The organism is Thioclava nitratireducens, from assembly GCF_001940525.2.
GTDB classification, from domain to species: Bacteria; Pseudomonadota; Alphaproteobacteria; order Rhodobacterales; family Rhodobacteraceae; genus Thioclava; species Thioclava nitratireducens.
On the sequence record NZ_CP019437.1, the window covers coordinates 3409335 to 3423515 of the forward strand.

Genomic DNA, 14181 nt, shown 5'->3' on the forward strand with positions numbered 1-14181 from the left:
GCGATGGCCTATAGCGAAAACGAACACCGGATGAACACCTCGGCGGGTCTGGCCTCGGTCGGCACCGCCGCGCTGCTCGTCGCGATAAAGGCCTGGGCGCTGTGGCAGACCGGGGCGCTCTCCGTGGGCGCCTCGCTGGCCGATAGCGCGGTGGACCTGCTGATCTCGGGCGCGGGGCTGCTGGCGATCCTCTATGCCGCGAAACCCGCCGATGACGATCACGCTTTCGGGCATAGCTCGGCCGAAGACCTCGCGGCCCTCGGTCAGGCGCTGATCGTGCTGGGCGCAGGCGCCACGATCGGCATCACCGGGATACGGCGGCTGATGGCGCCTTCGCCCCCGCCGCTCGCCGCAGAGGGGCTTGGGATCGCGGTGATGTTCGCCTCTGCGGTGATCACCTTCGGCCTGATCTGGTGGCAGGGCCGCGTGGCAAAGGCGACCGGCAACAAGGTCGTTGCCGCCGACCGTCTGCACTATGTGGGCGACCTGCTGCCGACGCTGGGCGCGATCCTCGCGCTCTGGCTCTCGCATGCCTTTGGCTGGGGCGACGTGGACAGCATCGTCGCCCTGATCGCCGCCGCGATCATGCTAGCCGGCGCGGCGAAGATCTTCATTGGCGCATGGCACGCCCTGATGGACCGCGCAGCCCCTGACGACGTGATCGAAGGCATCGCCAAGATCGCCCGCGACTGGCCCGATGTGCGCGGCTTTCACGATCTTAAAACCCGCACCGCCGGCGCGCAGATCTTCGTAAACCTGCATATCGAACTCGACGGGGATCAGACGCTGGAGGAAGCGCACGACATCGGCGCCGCGCTCAAACGCGCCATTGTCGCGGCCTATCCGCAGGCCGACGTCATCATCCATAAGGATGTCTATCGGGGCTGAGCGCGGAGGGGGCGCTGCCCCCACGGCTTGCGCCGCCCCCCGGGATATTTTGGCCAAGAGGAAGGCAGATCGTCTTGCTTCCAACTGCCTCAAATATCCCCGCCGGAGGCTCCGACATCACCACTCGCTCAGGCGGCCGGATCGAGCAGCCCGCGACCCTTCAGCAGAGGCTCGACCCCCGGCATCTTGCCCCGGAACTCGGTATAAAGTTCCTCCGGCGGCCGCGAATTGCCCGCAGACAGAACGAAGCGTTCGAGTTTCGCCGCCGTTTCCGGGTCGAACACGTCGCCCGCTTCCTCGAAGGCCTCGAACGCATCGGCATCCATCACCTCGGACCACATGTAGCTGTAATAGCCCGCCGAATAGCCGTCGCCCGAGAAGACATGCGAGAAATGCGGCGTCGCGTGGCGCATCCGGATCGCGTGGGGCATGCCGATCTCGCGAAGCACCTCGGCTTGTTTCGCCATCGGATCTTCCGGGGCCGCACCCTCGTGGAAAGCCAGATCGACCAGCGCCGAACCGAGATATTCCACCGTCGAGAAGCCCTGGTCGAAAGTGGCAGCACCGTTCAGCTTCTCGCGCAGCTCCGTCGGCATCGGCTCGCCCGTCTTGTAGTGGCGCGCGTGTTTTTCGAGCGTCTCGGGCACGTCGAGCCAATGCTCGTACAGCTGGCTCGGCAGCTCCACGAAATCGCGTGCGACCGAGGTGCCTGATAGGAACTGATAGGTCACGTTGGACAGCATCTGGTGCAGCGCATGGCCGAATTCGTGGAACAGCGTGCGTGCGTCGTCATGCGACAGAAGCGCCGGATCGCCCTTGGCGAAGTTGCACACGTTCACCACGATCGGCACCGGCGCGCCGCCCAGCTTGCGCTGCGAGCGCATCGCCGAGCACCACGCGCCAGACCGCTTCGAACCGCGCGCGAAATAGTCGCCGAGGAACACGGCCAGAACCTTGCCCCCGCGCGACACTTCCCAGCCACGCACGTCCGCATGATAGAACGGCCCGTCGATCTCCTTGAACTTCAGCCCGAAGAGCCGGTTCGCCGTATCGAAGGCCGCACCGATCATCGCGTCGAGCGAGAGATAGGGCTTGATCTGTCCCTCGTCGAAATCATGCTCTGCCACGCGGCGCTTCTCGGCATAGTAGCGCCAGTCCCACGGCTCCAGATCGCCATTGATCCCGTCGGCGTGCATCATCTCGGCCAGCTTCGCGGCATCGGCCTCGGCGGCGGCCTTCGCAGGTGCCCAGACCCGCATCAAAAGACCGCGCACCGCTTCGGGCGTCTTGGCCATCTCGGGCTCCAGCTTGTAGGCGGCGAAGCTCTCGTAACCCAGCAGCTTCGCGCGTTCCTCGCGCAGCTTGAGCACCTCGGCGGCGATCTCGCGATTGTCGGTCTCGCCGCCATTCGCGCCGCGCGCGGCCCAGGCCTCGTAGGCGATCCGGCGAAGCTCGCGATTGGGCGAGAACTGCAGGAAGGGCACGATCAGAGAGCGCGAGAGCGTCAGCACCGGACCGTCCTGCCCACGCTCCTTGCCCGCCGCGCGGGCGGTATCCACGACGAAATCGGGGAGCCCTTCCAGCTCATCCTCGGCCAGCGGGCGGAACCACCCGCTCTCGTCGGCCAGCAGGTTCTGGCTGAACTGCGTGGTGATCGAGGCGAAGCGCTGCTTGATCTCGCGCATCCGCTCGGCCTCGGCCCCTTCCAGCGCCGCGCCGGAACGGGTGAACATCTGATAATATTGCTCCAGAAGCCGGTCCTGCTCCGGGTCAAGTCCGAGGCTCTCGCGGTCCTGCCAAAGCTGGTCGATCCGCGCAAACAGCGCCTTGTTCATCGTGATCTCGGAGGAAAACGCCGCGAGCTTCGGCGCCAGATCGCGCATCAACTCCTGCCGCGCGGGCGTCGCATCGGCGCCGGCGAGGTTGTAGAACACGCCCGCGACCTTTTCGAGCGCCTCTTCAGCCAGTTCCATCGCCTCGATCGTATTGGCGAATGTCGGGGCGTCGGGCGAGTCCGCGATTGCCGCGATATTGGCGCGCGCCTCGGCCAGCGCAGCATCGAAAGCAGGCGCGAAATCGGCATCTGAGATCTCGGTGAAGGGCGGCAGTTCGTAGGGGCCGGTCCAGTCGGCGAGAAGCGGGTTGGTCATGGCGTGTCTCCTTTGCATCGCAAGCTAGGACGCACGCTTAGGATTGACCATCCCCCGCGCCGCGCCCTTCGCCGCAAACCGCGCAATCGGCGCGCCGCTTCACGCCGAACTGACGGCTCTCGCCCCAGAGGGCGTCGTAGATCATCAACCGTCCGCGCGCGGATTGCCCCGCGCCGGTGATCTCCTTGATCGCCTCGGTCGCCATCATCGAGCCCACAACGCCCGGCAACGCGCCGACCACCCCCGCTTCGGCGCAGGTGGGCGCAAGACCCGCCGCCGGCGCCTCGGGGAAAACACAGGCGTAACAGGGCGCACCCTTCGCTGGATCATAGAGCGAGAGCTGCCCTTCCCATTGCGTGATCGCGCCAGAAATCAACGGCGTGCCTGTCGCCACGCAGGCCGCGTTCACCAGATAGCGGGTGTCGAAATTGTCGGTCCCGTCGAGGACGAGGTCATATTCTGCAACCAGCCCTTCGGCATCCTCGGCGCTCAGGCGGCGGTTATAGGGCAGCACCTCGATATGCGGGTTGAGCGCCAGCATCGCTTTCTGTGCGGAGAAGACCTTGGGCATTCCGAGATCGGCGTCGCGGTGGATCACCTGCCGCTGCAGGTTGGAATTCGAGACGGCATCGTCATCCACGACACCTATCCGCCCCACCCCGGCAGCGGCGAGATAGAGCAGCGCGGGCGAGCCCAGCCCCCCGGCTCCGACCACCAGAACCTTAGCCTGTTTGAGCCGCTTCTGCCCCGGCCCGCCGATCTCGCGCAGCATGATGTGGCGCGCGTAGCGGTCCAGTTCAGCCTCGGAGAAGCTGCCCGGTTTGGCGGTTGGCGACTGCGGTTCCTTTGCCTCGGCCCTCGTCCGGATCGCCCCAAGCATCCAGCGATAGATCAGCACCAGCGCGACCACGACACCGAGGCCAATCCACCCCGCAAGCGAACCGCCCAGAACACGTCCGATGGGAGAAAATCCCGGGATCGGCAGATGCGCGATAACCAGCGCCGCCCAGACCAGCACCAGCATCCCGAAGATCGCACGGGCAGACGCTTTCATCACCAGCCCAAGCCCGAGGATCGCCGCCATGAGAGTGAGTCCGAGCATGCCTCAGCCCTTGCCGGTCGAGCCGAAACCGCCTGCGCCGCGTGCGGTGTCACCCAAAGTGTCGGCGACCTCGAAGCGCGCCTGCACCACCGGCGCGACGATCGCCTGCGCGATGCGTGCCCCATGCTCGATCAGATAGGGCTCTTGGCCGAGGTTGATCAGCAGCACCCCCAGCGGCCCGCGATAATCGGCGTCGATCGTCCCGGGCGTGTTGGCCAGGCTGATCCCGTGTTTGTACGCAAGCCCCGAACGCGGACGGATCTGCATCTCGAACCCTTCGGGGATCTCGACTCGCAGCCCTGTCGGAATGATCGCGCGCTGCATCGGGCCGAGCATGACGCCGCGCCCGCGATCCTCGGGCGGGAGATTGGCGCGCAGGTCGGCCCCGGCGGCGCCGTGGGTCTCGTAGCGCGGCAGGGCGATCTCGTGATCGGCCCAGTCTTCGTGCAGAACCTTGATGATCGGTGTGCTCACGTGTCCCTCTCCTGCCCGATGTCGCGCGGGCGTCAATTGCAGATGCCTCCGGCGGGGATATTTGGACCAAGCCGAAAGAGGGGCGCTTCGCTTCGGCTTGGCATAAATATCCCCCGCGGAGCGTCCCTTACCCCGTCGCCGCGCCCAAGGCTGCCGCGATGCGCGCAGCCAACCGCCGCGCAACCTCGTCCTTGCCCGTCCGGTCCCAGCTTTCCGCGCCGGTCTCGTCGATGATCGTCACCGCGTTCTCGGTGCCGCCCATAATCCCGGTCGCGGGACTCACGTCATTGGCGACGATCCAGTCACAGCCCTTGCGGGCGCGTTTGTCCGCCGCAAAGCGCGCGACATCGTGGGTCTCGGCGGCGAAGCCAACCACGAGACCCGGGCGGCCCTCGCCCATCTTCGAAACTGTGGCGAGAATGTCCGGGTTCTCGGCAAATTCCAGCGCGGGCGGCGCGCCGGTGCCGTCCTTCTTCATCTTCCGCTCGGCCGCGTTCGCGACGCGCCAATCCGCCACGGCGGCAGCAAAGATCGCGGCCTCGGCAGGCAGCGCGGTCTGCACCGCGTCGAGCATTTCGCGAGCGGTCTCGACCTTGATCACCTTCACGCCCGCAGGGGGCGCAACCGTCGCGGGACCGGTGACGAAGGTGACAGTCGCGCCGAGGTCGCGCAGGGCTGCGGCAATCGCCGTGCCCTGCGCGCCCGAGGAGCGGTTCGCTATATAGCGCACCGGGTCGATCGGCTCATGGGTGGGCCCCGAGGTCACGAGGATATGGCGGCCTTTCAGCGGACCGTCGGACAGCGCCGCACCGATCGCCGCGAGGATCGCCTCGGACTCGATCATCCGGCCCTCGCCGTATTCGCCACAGGCCATGTCGCCCTCGGTCGGACCTGCGAAGATCACGCCGTCGGATTTCAGCGTCGCGATATTGCGCTGCGTTGCGAGATGCTCCCACATCCGCACGTTCATCGCGGGCGCGATCAGCACACGCTTGTCCGTCGCGAGCAGCAGGGTCGAGGCGAGGTCATTGGCCAGACCGTGCGCCATCTTCGCCATCAGGTCGGCGGTGGCCGCCACGACGACGACCAGATCGGCGGCGCGCGACAGTTGGATATGACCGATCTCGGCCTCATGCGTCAGATCGAAAAGGTCGGAATGCACGGCCTCGCCCGCAAGCGAGGACAGGGTCAGCGGCGTCACGAACTCGGCGCCGGCCCTGGTCAGGACCGGGCTCACCGAGGCTCCCGCACCCCGCAGCAGTCGGATCAGCTCGGGCGCCTTGAAGGCGGCGATGCCGCCGCCGACGATCAACAGGATGCGTTTGCCGGCAAGCATTTGCCTCTCCGTGAAACTCTCTCAGATGGTCTAAGCGCCGGGGCGCATTGGTGCAAGGATCACTTGAACGCGGCGCAGGGATCGGCGCGCTCGGTCGGGGGCGTGACGATCCAGTCGTCATAGGGCTGTGGGCCGGGATCGGCACCCGGTTCGGCCTCGATCTGGCCGATCGCCACGACCTTCGCCTCCGGGTCCGCCTTGCGCAGAAGCGCGGGGACCGCGAGATCGGTTCTGGCATGGCCCGAGCCGGTGATCACCGCGACCGGGCCGCCGGTTTCCTTCAGCGCCTTCAGAGCGACCCGGGCAAAGGCGGCGTCGCGGAAGCGTTGCGCGGCGACCATGCCGGGGAGCAGATCGACCGGAAGCGCGTTACAATGATCTTCCTGCGACTGAGCTTCCAGCTTGGCTTGCAACGCGTCGGGATAGGGTTGATCGAGCCCGTAACGCGCAGCGCCCTTGCCGAACACCTCCGGTAGCGGCTTGGTCATCGCGGCGCGCACTGTCTCGCGCGGCTGCGCGGCGCCATAGACTTTCGCATCGCCCAAAGCCTCGAAAATCGGATAGTAGATCGCGAAATCGGGCCAGCCCGAGTTATTCCAATCCAGCGCCTTTTCCAGCGCCCCCTCGTCCTTCAAAAGCGCCGGCGTGATCTTCGCGGCCTGCTCGGGCGTCAACTGCTCGAACACCACAGCGGCGGGTTTCAGCGCCTTGATCGCCCGCGCCTGATTGAGGTGATGGGTGGCGTTGTCGTGAATCTCGCCCAGAACGACAATATCGCCCGAAAGCGTATCGAGCTGGTCGGGCGATATTTCCGCAGCTTGAGCGGAACCTGTCAGCGACAGCAGGCAGATCGCGGCGAGAAACTTCCTCATATAAAGAAGCTTTGCACCTCGCCCTGATGCGTTTCAAGCGATTTGCGCATCTTGCCGAAGGCCTGCGCTTCGAGCTGACGAATGCGCTCTTTCGAAAGACCCAATTCTTCACCGAGGCTTTCCAAAGTGCGCGGCTCGTCGATCAGGCGACGCTCGCGGACGATGTAGGCTTCGCGGTCGGTCAGTCGCTCCATCGCCTCGCCCAACCAGACTTTCATCGTCTGGCCGTCATGGGTGTCGGCCACGGTTTCCTCCGGGCTCGCGCCGTCATCTTCCAGTGTGTCGACCCATTCGCGGCCTTCGTCTTCGCTGGACTGCGTCGCGTTGAGCGAGAAGTCGGAGCCGGACAGGCGGCCCTCCATCATCTCGACGTCGGCAAGCGGCACGCCGATCACCTCGGCCACGCGCTGCCGCAGCTGCATCGCGTCGAGCTGCTCGCCCTCTTGCTGCGCCTCGCGGGTCAACTGAGCCTGAACGCGGCGCATGTTGAAGAACAGCGCTTTTTGCGACGAGGTGGACCCGGTGCGCACCATCGACCAGTTCCGCATTACGAATTCCTGGATCGAGGCCTTGATCCACCACACGGCATAGGTCGAGAAGCGCACGCCGCGTTCCGGATCGAACTTGTCGGCGGCCTTCATCAGACCAAGTGACGCTTCCTGAATGAGATCGTTCATCGGGGCGCCGTAGCGGCGGAACTTCGACGCCATCGAAATCGCCAGGCGCATGTAAGCGGTTACAAGTCGATGGAGGGCCTGCTCATCCCGATGATCGCGCCACGCGCGCGCCAGTTCTGCTTCGGTGTCAGCGTCCAGGAACTCTGCCCGCATCGCTTGGCGTGGCAGGGTTTCATCGGTCATACCATCAAGTGCCATTTACAATCTCCCTGGGGTGTCCAGCCCAAACCGGCGCAACCTTGAATTGGGTGGCTGCTTTGCCCACCCAATGCGAATGACATGAATTAGTTCCTCACGGAAATGTTGAATTTTGCTTGAAACTTTGTGCGCGTGGCGCACTTGACGACGTTTTCAAGCGAAAAATGAAAGAAATTCATACCCCTACGGAAGGACCATCACTCCTTCTTGAGCACGACATATCATAAGCCTGCTCACGGACACTTGAGAAACTGTAACGCAACGCGTTGATCTTGTGCGCGAAATTGAAGCGAGCGCTGTGCGGATATGCAGAAAATGCAGGTTCTCGTGGAGATTTCGGCAGCTTTCCCCCAGGCGCCTTTCGCCCCTGAGTCGAGGTTCGGGTGCCGCCTCTCGGCCTCGGCGACCGTTAACCAATCCTAAACCATGATCGCGCTACCCATCGACGAGGAGGCGTGGGAGAACCGATGGTCAGCCAGAGCTACACGGTGGCGTTCGAGGGGGTGGAAGCCCGCCTCGTGGAGGTGCAATGCGCGCTCTCCGAAGGCATGCCCGGCTTCGCGGTCGTGGGTCTGCCCGACAAGGCGGTCTCCGAGGCGCGCGAGCGGGTGCGCGCGGCGCTCGGCGCGCTGGGGATCGCACTGCCGATGCAGAAGATCACCGTGAACCTTTCGCCCGCGGACCTGCCGAAAGAGGGCTCGCATTTCGATCTGCCCATCGCCCTGTCGCTGCTGGGCGCCATTGGCGTGGTGCCCCGCGACCGTATCGAGGCACTGGTCGCGGTGGGAGAACTATCGCTCGACGGACGACTGCTGCCGGTCGCGGGCGCCCTACCCGCCGCGATGGCGGCTGCCGCAGCGGACAAGGGGCTGATCTGCCCGAAAGGCTCCGGCGCAGAGGCCGCCTGGGTCGGCGCGACCGATGTAACGGCGCCGGAGACGCTCGGCGGCGCAATCGACCATCTCAGCGGTCGCCTCCCGCTGGAGCCTGCGCGACCGGGTCTGATCGAAGCGATCGCGCATCCACGCGACCTGCGTGACGTGAAGGGTCAGGAGCGGGCGAAACGCGCGCTGGAAATCGCCGCTGCCGGACGCCATCACCTGATGATGATCGGCACGCCCGGCTCGGGCAAATCCATGCTGGCCGCGCGGCTGGCCTCTATCCTGCCCGAGATGCGCCCCGAGGAGATGCTGGAAACCTCGATGATCCAGTCGCTTTCGGGCCTGCTGGCCGAGGGCGGCATCTCGCGCACCCGCCCCTTCCGCGAACCGCACCATACCGCGTCGATGGCGGCGATGATCGGAGGCGGGCGCGGCGCACGCCCCGGCGAGGTCAGCCTCGCCCATAACGGCGTCCTGTTCATGGACGAGTTCCCCGAATTCCCCCGCGCCGTGCTGGAGACTCTGCGCCAACCGATCGAGACCGGAGAAGTCGTCGTCTCGCGCGCCAACGCCCATACGCGCTACCCCTGCCGCTTCCTGTTGATCGCCGCCGCGAACCCCTGCAAATGCGGCTATCTCGGCGATGCCGAACGCGCATGCCCCCGCGCTCCCGGCTGTGGTGACGACTATCTGGGCCGAATTTCAGGACCGCTGATGGATCGGTTCGATCTGCGCATCGAGGTGCCCCCGGTGCGCTATGCCGATCTCGACCTGCCCGCCACCGGCGACAGCTCCACAGAAGTGGCGGCGCGCGTCGCTGACGCACGCGAGCGGCAGGCCCAACGCTTCGCGGATCACCCGGAAATCCGCGTCAACGCCGAAGTCGAAGGACGGTTGCTCGAAGATATCGCAACGCCGGATACCGAGGGACGCGATCTTCTGGCGCGGATGGCGGAACGGGTCGAGCTCTCGGCGCGCGGCTACCACCGCGTCTTGCGGGTCGCACGCACGATCGCCGATCTCGATCACGCCGATAAGGTGCGCAAGCCACATATCGCGGAGGCGTTGAGCTATCGCCTCAGCGCTGTGGCAGGTTGAGCATCTTGCGCGCCGCGGCGGCCGCGTCTTCCAGCGCCTCGCGCGCCTCGGGAATCCGACCGTCGAAGAAATGCCAGACATGCGGCGTGTCGGGCCAGCTCTGCACGGTGACATCCGTACCGAAATCGCGCAGCCTTTCGGCCACGCGCAGCGAGTCGTCACACAGGATTTCGGCCATCGAATGCTGGATCAGCACCGGTGGCGGATCGGGAAATTCCGCGAAAAGCGGCGAGAAGCGCGGATCGGTCGGGTCATGGCCGCGCAGAACCATTTCGCAGGTGTCGCCAAGACGCTCGACCGGCAGCATTGCATCTTTAGAAGCGTTGAGGCGGAGGCTCTCGCCCGAACAGGTCAAATCCGTCCAGGGGGACAAAGCGATCACCCCGGCAGGCGGCGTGCCGCGCTGGCACAGGGCGCTGAGAAGCGCCACCGCCAAGCCGCCCCCCGCGCTGTCGCCTGCGAGCACGATCGCGCTAGGATCATACCCGGTTTCAACAAGCGCGTCGAAAGCCGCCGTCGCATCCTCGAGCGCGGCGCCCACCGGCGCTTCGGGCGCGAGGCGGTAATCCGGCACGATCACCTCGAGGCCGCTCAGCTTCGCCAAGCGCCCGGTGAGACCGCGATACATCCAAGGGGAGCCGGTGACGTAACCACCGCCGTGAAGATAGAGAATGACGCGCCCGGCCACGCATTGTCCCGCGCGCAACGACAGCGCATCACGCCCGGCCAGCCTGATTTGCAGACGACATATCTCCGTGGGCTCGCGCACGATCCAACTGGCCAATCTCTCGGTCCCGCGCCGCATTTGCGCAGGGCCGTGGAACCTGCGCACCATCGGTTTTGCGAAAGCGCGCAGCCAGAGATTGAGTAAAACCAGACGGATCGACATATCAGCTCCGTTTCGCTTCGATCGCCTCCCAGATCCGGGCGGTGATATTCACGCCGTCGAACCGTTCGAGCTCCTGAATTCCGGTGGGCGAAGTCACGTTGATTTCGGTCAGCCAATCGCCGATCACATCGATTCCGACGAAAATCTGACCCTTCTCGCGCAGATGCGGACCGATCCGCGCACAGATTTCTCGATCGCGCGCGGTCAGCTCGACCTTTTCGGGCCGGCCGCCGACATGCATGTTCGACCGCGTCTCACCTTCCGCAGGCACCCGATTGATCGCGCCCACGGGCTCGCCATCGACAAGAATGATCCGCTTGTCGCCCTTCGACACCGCGGGCAGGAATTTCTGCGCGATCAACGGCTCGTTGTTGATGCCGATGAAAAGCTCATGCAGCGACGACAGGTTGCGGTCGTTCGGATCGAGCCGAAACACCCCCGCCCCCCCGTTGCCATAAAGCGGCTTGAGGATGATATCGCCATGCTCGGCCTTGAAGGCCCGGATGGCCTCGAGGTCGCGCGCAATCAATGTCGGCGGCGTCAGGTCGGGGAAGTCGAGAACGAGTAGCTTCTCGGGCGAATTGCGAACCCAGAAAGGATCGTTCACCACAAGCGTCTCGGGATGAATCCGATCCAGCAGATGCGTCGTGGTGATGTAACCCATGTCAAAGGGTGGATCCTGCCGTAGCCAGACGACGTCCCAATCCCCCAGATCGATCTCGGCCTCTTCGCCCAACGAGAAGTGATTGCCCTTCTCGCGGCGCACCGTGAGCGGCCAACCACGTGCATAAACGCGACCCTCGCGATAAATCAGACGGCCCGGCGTGTAATAGAACAGCTCATGTCCACGAGCCTGCGCTTCTTCGGCGATCCGAAACGTGCTGTCAGCCTCGATATTGACCGCTTCGATCGGATCCATCTGGATCGCAACTTTCAAACCCATCCGCGCCCCCTGTTTCAGTGCAATCTTGATGCAATGTGGCGCGCCCGGATGCAACCTCAACCCATCGGCCGGTCACATTCCGAAATAGGCGTTCTCCAGAACCTTGATCTCCCCGATCTCATTGACCAGCGCGAGATCGAACCGAACCTTGCGATTGCAGTTGGCCGGAGCCGGATGGCGCATCAGGTATTCTTCGACCGAAACGCAGATTCGGCGCATCTGACGTTGCGAAAGACGTTCGGCAGCACGGGCATGGCTCCGCGATTTCTTCACTTCGATGAAGATCAAGGTGTCGCCCTCGCGCGCGATCAAATCGATCTCGCCGCCATATTTGCCGCGCCAGCGATGTTCCGACACCGCGCGGCCTTCTCTCTCGTAATGCAGCATCACCTGTTCTTCGGCGGCGAGACCCGAATGATACGACAGCGATCCACTCATTTCTTCTTCTCCATAGCCAGAGCGGCCTGATAGACCTTGCGTCGCGGCAAACCGGTCGCGCCCACGACGGCATCGACCGCATCGCGAAGCGACTCCCGCTCGAGCGCGGCGCTCAACCGGCGCTCCAGTTCCGCATCATCGACTTCGACCGCGTGCGGCCTGTCGACCACCACCACGATCTCTCCCTTGATCGGCGCATCAGCCACGCCTGCCGCAAGTTCTTCCAGCGTGCCCCGGCGCACCTCTTCGAACCGCTTCGTCAGTTCCCGGCACAGCGCCGCTTGTCTCTCCTTTCCCAGACTATGGGCCGCGTCAGCTAACATTTCCCTAATGCGTTTGGGGCTTTCATAAAAAACCAGTGTCGCGGGAATTTCCTTGAACTCGGCGAGCCAATTCCGCCGCGCGCCTTTACTGTTCGGCGCGAACCCGGCGAAGAGGAAGCGATCCGTCGGCAAGCCCGAGAGCGTCAGCGCCGTCAGCACCGCTGAGGGGCCCGGCGCACTGTAGAGCGGCAGCCCGGCCTCGATCACCGCGCGGCCGAGCTGATAGCCGGGGTCGGCGACCAGCGGCGTGCCCGCTTCGGAGGCATAAACCACCGACTTCCCGGCCTCGAGCGCGGCAAGGATTTTCGGCCGCATCGCGGCACCGTTATGGTCATGATAGGCGAGCACCTGGCGCCCGTTGAGCGGTACTCCGTGAATCTCCATCAGGTGCCGCAGGCTGCGGGTATCCTCGGCCGCCAGAACATCGGCGGCGCGCAACATATCTAGGGCGCGCAGCGTGATGTCGCGGGCCGCTCCGATCGGCGTGGCGATGAAATGAAGCCCCGGGCTTAACGGCGCAGGCACCCTCTTGGTTCCGCCATTTTGCGCGTTTGCATCAGATACAACACCCTCGCCCATCGCCCGCCTCATCACTTGTGTGGATCGTTTACTTCACGCCTGCTTGTGCGTAGTCTCGATCGCGTCATCCGATCGCGGTTCGCAGGCTTTGCTTCAGTGCCCGGACCGGACGCCAACGCCCAAAAGGACGTATCATGTTTAATCTCATTCGTAACCCCCGCGCCCTCGCTGCGCGAATCGCAGCCCTCCTTGCTCTGGTCTGGCTCGCGGCCTGTCAGCCGGGGCCGATGGGCAATTCCGGCCAGAAGATCGACAGCAGCGCACCTGTCAAGGTCGCGCTTCTCGTCCCGTCGGGGTCGGGAAATGCGGGCGATGAGACTCTCGCACGGGCTCTGCAGAATGCGGCCAATCTCGCGATCCAGGACCTGAAGGGCACCCGCATTGACCTGCAGGTCTACAACACCGCGGGCAATCCGCAGCAGGCCGCCGCGATGGCGACCAAGGCTGCCGACGAGGGCGCGAAGGTCATCCTCGGCCCCGTCTATGCGCAATCGGCGAATGCGGCGGGTCTTGCGGTGGCCTCGCGCAACATCAACGTGCTTGCGTTTTCGAACAATACCAACGTCGCGGGCGGCAATGTCTTCGTGCTCGGCCCGACCTTCCAGAACACCGCCAACCGCCTCGTGAGCTTCGCCGCGCGTCAGGGCAAGCAGCGGATCATGGTCGTGCATGAGCAGACCACGGCAGGCGAAATCGGCGCGCAGGCGATCCAGACGGCGATCGCACGGTCGGGCGCTTCGCTCGCGGGCGTGGCCTCCTACCCGTTCTCGCAGCAGGGCGTGGTCGATGCGACGCCGCAGATCGCAAGCCGCGTGAAGTCCGGCGACGTCGATGCGCTGTTCCTGACCGCCGATACCGCAGGCGCGCTCCCGCTGCTCACGCAGCTGATGGGCGAGCAGGGAGTGACCCCGCAGACCACGCAATATATCGGCCTGACCCGTTGGGATATCCCGCCGGCGACCCTGTCGCTTCCGGGCACCCAAGGTGGATGGTTCGCCGAGCCCGACCCGGCGCTGCAACAGCAGTTCGTGTCGCGCTACACCGCCGCTTACGGGCAAGCGCCCCACCCGATCGCGGGCCTCGCCTATGACGGGGTCGCGGCGATCGGCGCGCTGGTGAAATCGGGCAATCCGAACGCGCTGACCAAGCAGGGCCTGACCCAGCGTTCGGGCTTCGTGGGCGTCAACGGCGTCTTCCGGCTCCTGCCCGACGGCACCAACGAGCGCGCACTCGCCGTAGCTCAGGTCCGCAACGGGCAGGCGGTCGTGATCGATCCGGCGCCGCGCAACTTCGGCGGTTTCGGCTTCTGATCCGGAGCGCCGCTACAGGAAAG

13 protein-coding genes are annotated in these 14181 nt (G+C 65.0%); 3 read left to right on the forward strand and 10 right to left on the reverse strand.

From position 1 onward, the window contains the following. The first annotated feature begins 3 nt into the window (after positions 1-3). Positions 4-888, forward strand: coding sequence for a cation diffusion facilitator family transporter (locus BMG03_RS16275; RefSeq protein ID WP_075774113.1), 885 nt, complete (start codon positions 4-6; stop codon positions 886-888). A gap of 128 nt (positions 889-1016) precedes the next feature. On the opposite strand, the gene BMG03_RS16280 is transcribed toward BMG03_RS16275, so the two are convergent. From BMG03_RS16280 to BMG03_RS16305, 6 genes are all read right to left on the reverse strand, one after another. Further along, positions 1017-3038 (reverse strand): M3 family metallopeptidase, encoded by a 2022-nt coding sequence (locus BMG03_RS16280; RefSeq protein WP_075774112.1) that lies wholly within the window; start codon positions 3036-3038, stop codon positions 1017-1019. 37 nt (positions 3039-3075) lie between these two features. After that, on the reverse strand, positions 3076-4140 hold the full coding sequence (locus BMG03_RS16285; RefSeq protein ID WP_075774111.1) for a HesA/MoeB/ThiF family protein: 1065 nt from the start codon (positions 4138-4140) through the stop codon (positions 3076-3078). Between the two features lie 3 nt (positions 4141-4143). Further along, positions 4144-4614: a dUTP diphosphatase gene (dut, locus tag BMG03_RS16290; RefSeq protein WP_075774110.1), complete on the reverse strand. Its 471-nt coding sequence runs from the start codon at positions 4612-4614 to the stop codon at positions 4144-4146. Positions 4615-4741: 127 nt separating this feature from the next. Beyond that, the gene (gene coaBC / locus BMG03_RS16295) at positions 4742-5950 is read right to left on the reverse strand and encodes a bifunctional phosphopantothenoylcysteine decarboxylase/phosphopantothenate--cysteine ligase CoaBC (protein WP_075774109.1); all 1209 of its coding nucleotides are present in this window, start codon (positions 5948-5950) and stop codon (positions 4742-4744) included. 59 nt (positions 5951-6009) lie between these two features. Continuing rightward, the gene (locus tag BMG03_RS16300) at positions 6010-6822 is read right to left on the reverse strand and encodes a ChaN family lipoprotein (RefSeq protein ID WP_075774108.1); all 813 of its coding nucleotides are present in this window, start codon (positions 6820-6822) and stop codon (positions 6010-6012) included. Beyond that, on the reverse strand, positions 6819-7697 hold the full coding sequence (locus BMG03_RS16305) for an RNA polymerase factor sigma-32 (RefSeq protein ID WP_075774107.1): 879 nt from the start codon (positions 7695-7697) through the stop codon (positions 6819-6821). Before BMG03_RS16305 ends, BMG03_RS16300 begins: the two co-directional genes overlap by 4 nt. Positions 7698-8164: 467 nt before the next feature. On the opposite strand from BMG03_RS16305, the gene BMG03_RS16310 reads away from it, so the two are divergent. Further along, entirely contained in the window at positions 8165-9676 is a 1512-nt protein-coding gene (locus tag BMG03_RS16310; protein WP_075774106.1) for a YifB family Mg chelatase-like AAA ATPase, read from the forward strand. Here BMG03_RS16310 and BMG03_RS16315 read toward each other — a convergent pair. The 4 genes from BMG03_RS16315 to rsmI all read right to left on the reverse strand — a co-directional run bounded on the left by BMG03_RS16315 (position 9657) and on the right by rsmI (position 12794). Then, on the reverse strand, positions 9657-10565 hold the full coding sequence (locus BMG03_RS16315) for an alpha/beta hydrolase (RefSeq protein ID WP_075774105.1): 909 nt from the start codon (positions 10563-10565) through the stop codon (positions 9657-9659). The two genes, BMG03_RS16310 and BMG03_RS16315, sit on opposite strands and share 20 nt — an antisense overlap. Before the next feature lies 1 nt (position 10566). Continuing rightward, positions 10567-11508 (reverse strand): glutathione synthase, encoded by a 942-nt coding sequence (gene gshB, locus BMG03_RS16320; RefSeq protein ID WP_075774104.1) that lies wholly within the window; start codon positions 11506-11508, stop codon positions 10567-10569. Between the two features lie 72 nt (positions 11509-11580). Then, positions 11581-11946 carry a YraN family protein gene (locus BMG03_RS16325; RefSeq protein ID WP_075774103.1) on the reverse strand — a complete coding sequence of 122 codons (366 nt, stop codon included), beginning with the start codon at positions 11944-11946 and terminating at the stop codon, positions 11581-11583. Further along, positions 11943-12794 (reverse strand): 16S rRNA (cytidine(1402)-2'-O)-methyltransferase, encoded by an 852-nt coding sequence (gene rsmI, locus BMG03_RS16330; protein ID WP_075774331.1) that lies wholly within the window; start codon positions 12792-12794, stop codon positions 11943-11945. The genes BMG03_RS16325 and rsmI overlap by 4 nt, the downstream gene beginning before the upstream one ends. A gap of 188 nt (positions 12795-12982) precedes the next feature. Here rsmI and BMG03_RS16335 point away from each other — a divergent pair, with 188 nt between their 5' ends. Next, the gene (locus tag BMG03_RS16335; protein ID WP_075774102.1) at positions 12983-14158 is read left to right on the forward strand and encodes a penicillin-binding protein activator; all 1176 of its coding nucleotides are present in this window, start codon (positions 12983-12985) and stop codon (positions 14156-14158) included. Positions 14159-14181 lie beyond the last annotated feature (23 nt).

What these genes read in the sequence shown, in the direction of transcription:
- BMG03_RS16275 (WP_075774113.1), top strand. Translation starts at nt 4, where the DNA reads ATGGCCTATAGCGAAAACGAACACCGGATGAACACCTCGGCGGGTCTG.
- BMG03_RS16280 (WP_075774112.1), bottom strand. Translation starts at nt 3,038, where the DNA reads ATGACCAACCCGCTTCTCGCCGACTGGACCGGCCCCTACGAACTGCCG.
- BMG03_RS16285 (WP_075774111.1), bottom strand. Translation starts at nt 4,140, where the DNA reads ATGCTCGGACTCACTCTCATGGCGGCGATCCTCGGGCTTGGGCTGGTG.
- coaBC (WP_075774109.1), bottom strand. Translation starts at nt 5,950, where the DNA reads ATGCTTGCCGGCAAACGCATCCTGTTGATCGTCGGCGGCGGCATCGCC.
- BMG03_RS16300 (WP_075774108.1), bottom strand. Translation starts at nt 6,822, where the DNA reads ATGAGGAAGTTTCTCGCCGCGATCTGCCTGCTGTCGCTGACAGGTTCC.
- BMG03_RS16305 (WP_075774107.1), bottom strand. Translation starts at nt 7,697, where the DNA reads ATGGCACTTGATGGTATGACCGATGAAACCCTGCCACGCCAAGCGATG.
- BMG03_RS16310 (WP_075774106.1), top strand. Translation starts at nt 8,165, where the DNA reads ATGGTCAGCCAGAGCTACACGGTGGCGTTCGAGGGGGTGGAAGCCCGC.
- BMG03_RS16315 (WP_075774105.1), bottom strand. Translation starts at nt 10,565, where the DNA reads ATGTCGATCCGTCTGGTTTTACTCAATCTCTGGCTGCGCGCTTTCGCA.
- gshB (WP_075774104.1), bottom strand. Translation starts at nt 11,508, where the DNA reads ATGGGTTTGAAAGTTGCGATCCAGATGGATCCGATCGAAGCGGTCAAT.
- BMG03_RS16325 (WP_075774103.1), bottom strand. Translation starts at nt 11,946, where the DNA reads ATGAGTGGATCGCTGTCGTATCATTCGGGTCTCGCCGCCGAAGAACAG.
- BMG03_RS16335 (WP_075774102.1), top strand. Translation starts at nt 12,983, where the DNA reads ATGTTTAATCTCATTCGTAACCCCCGCGCCCTCGCTGCGCGAATCGCA.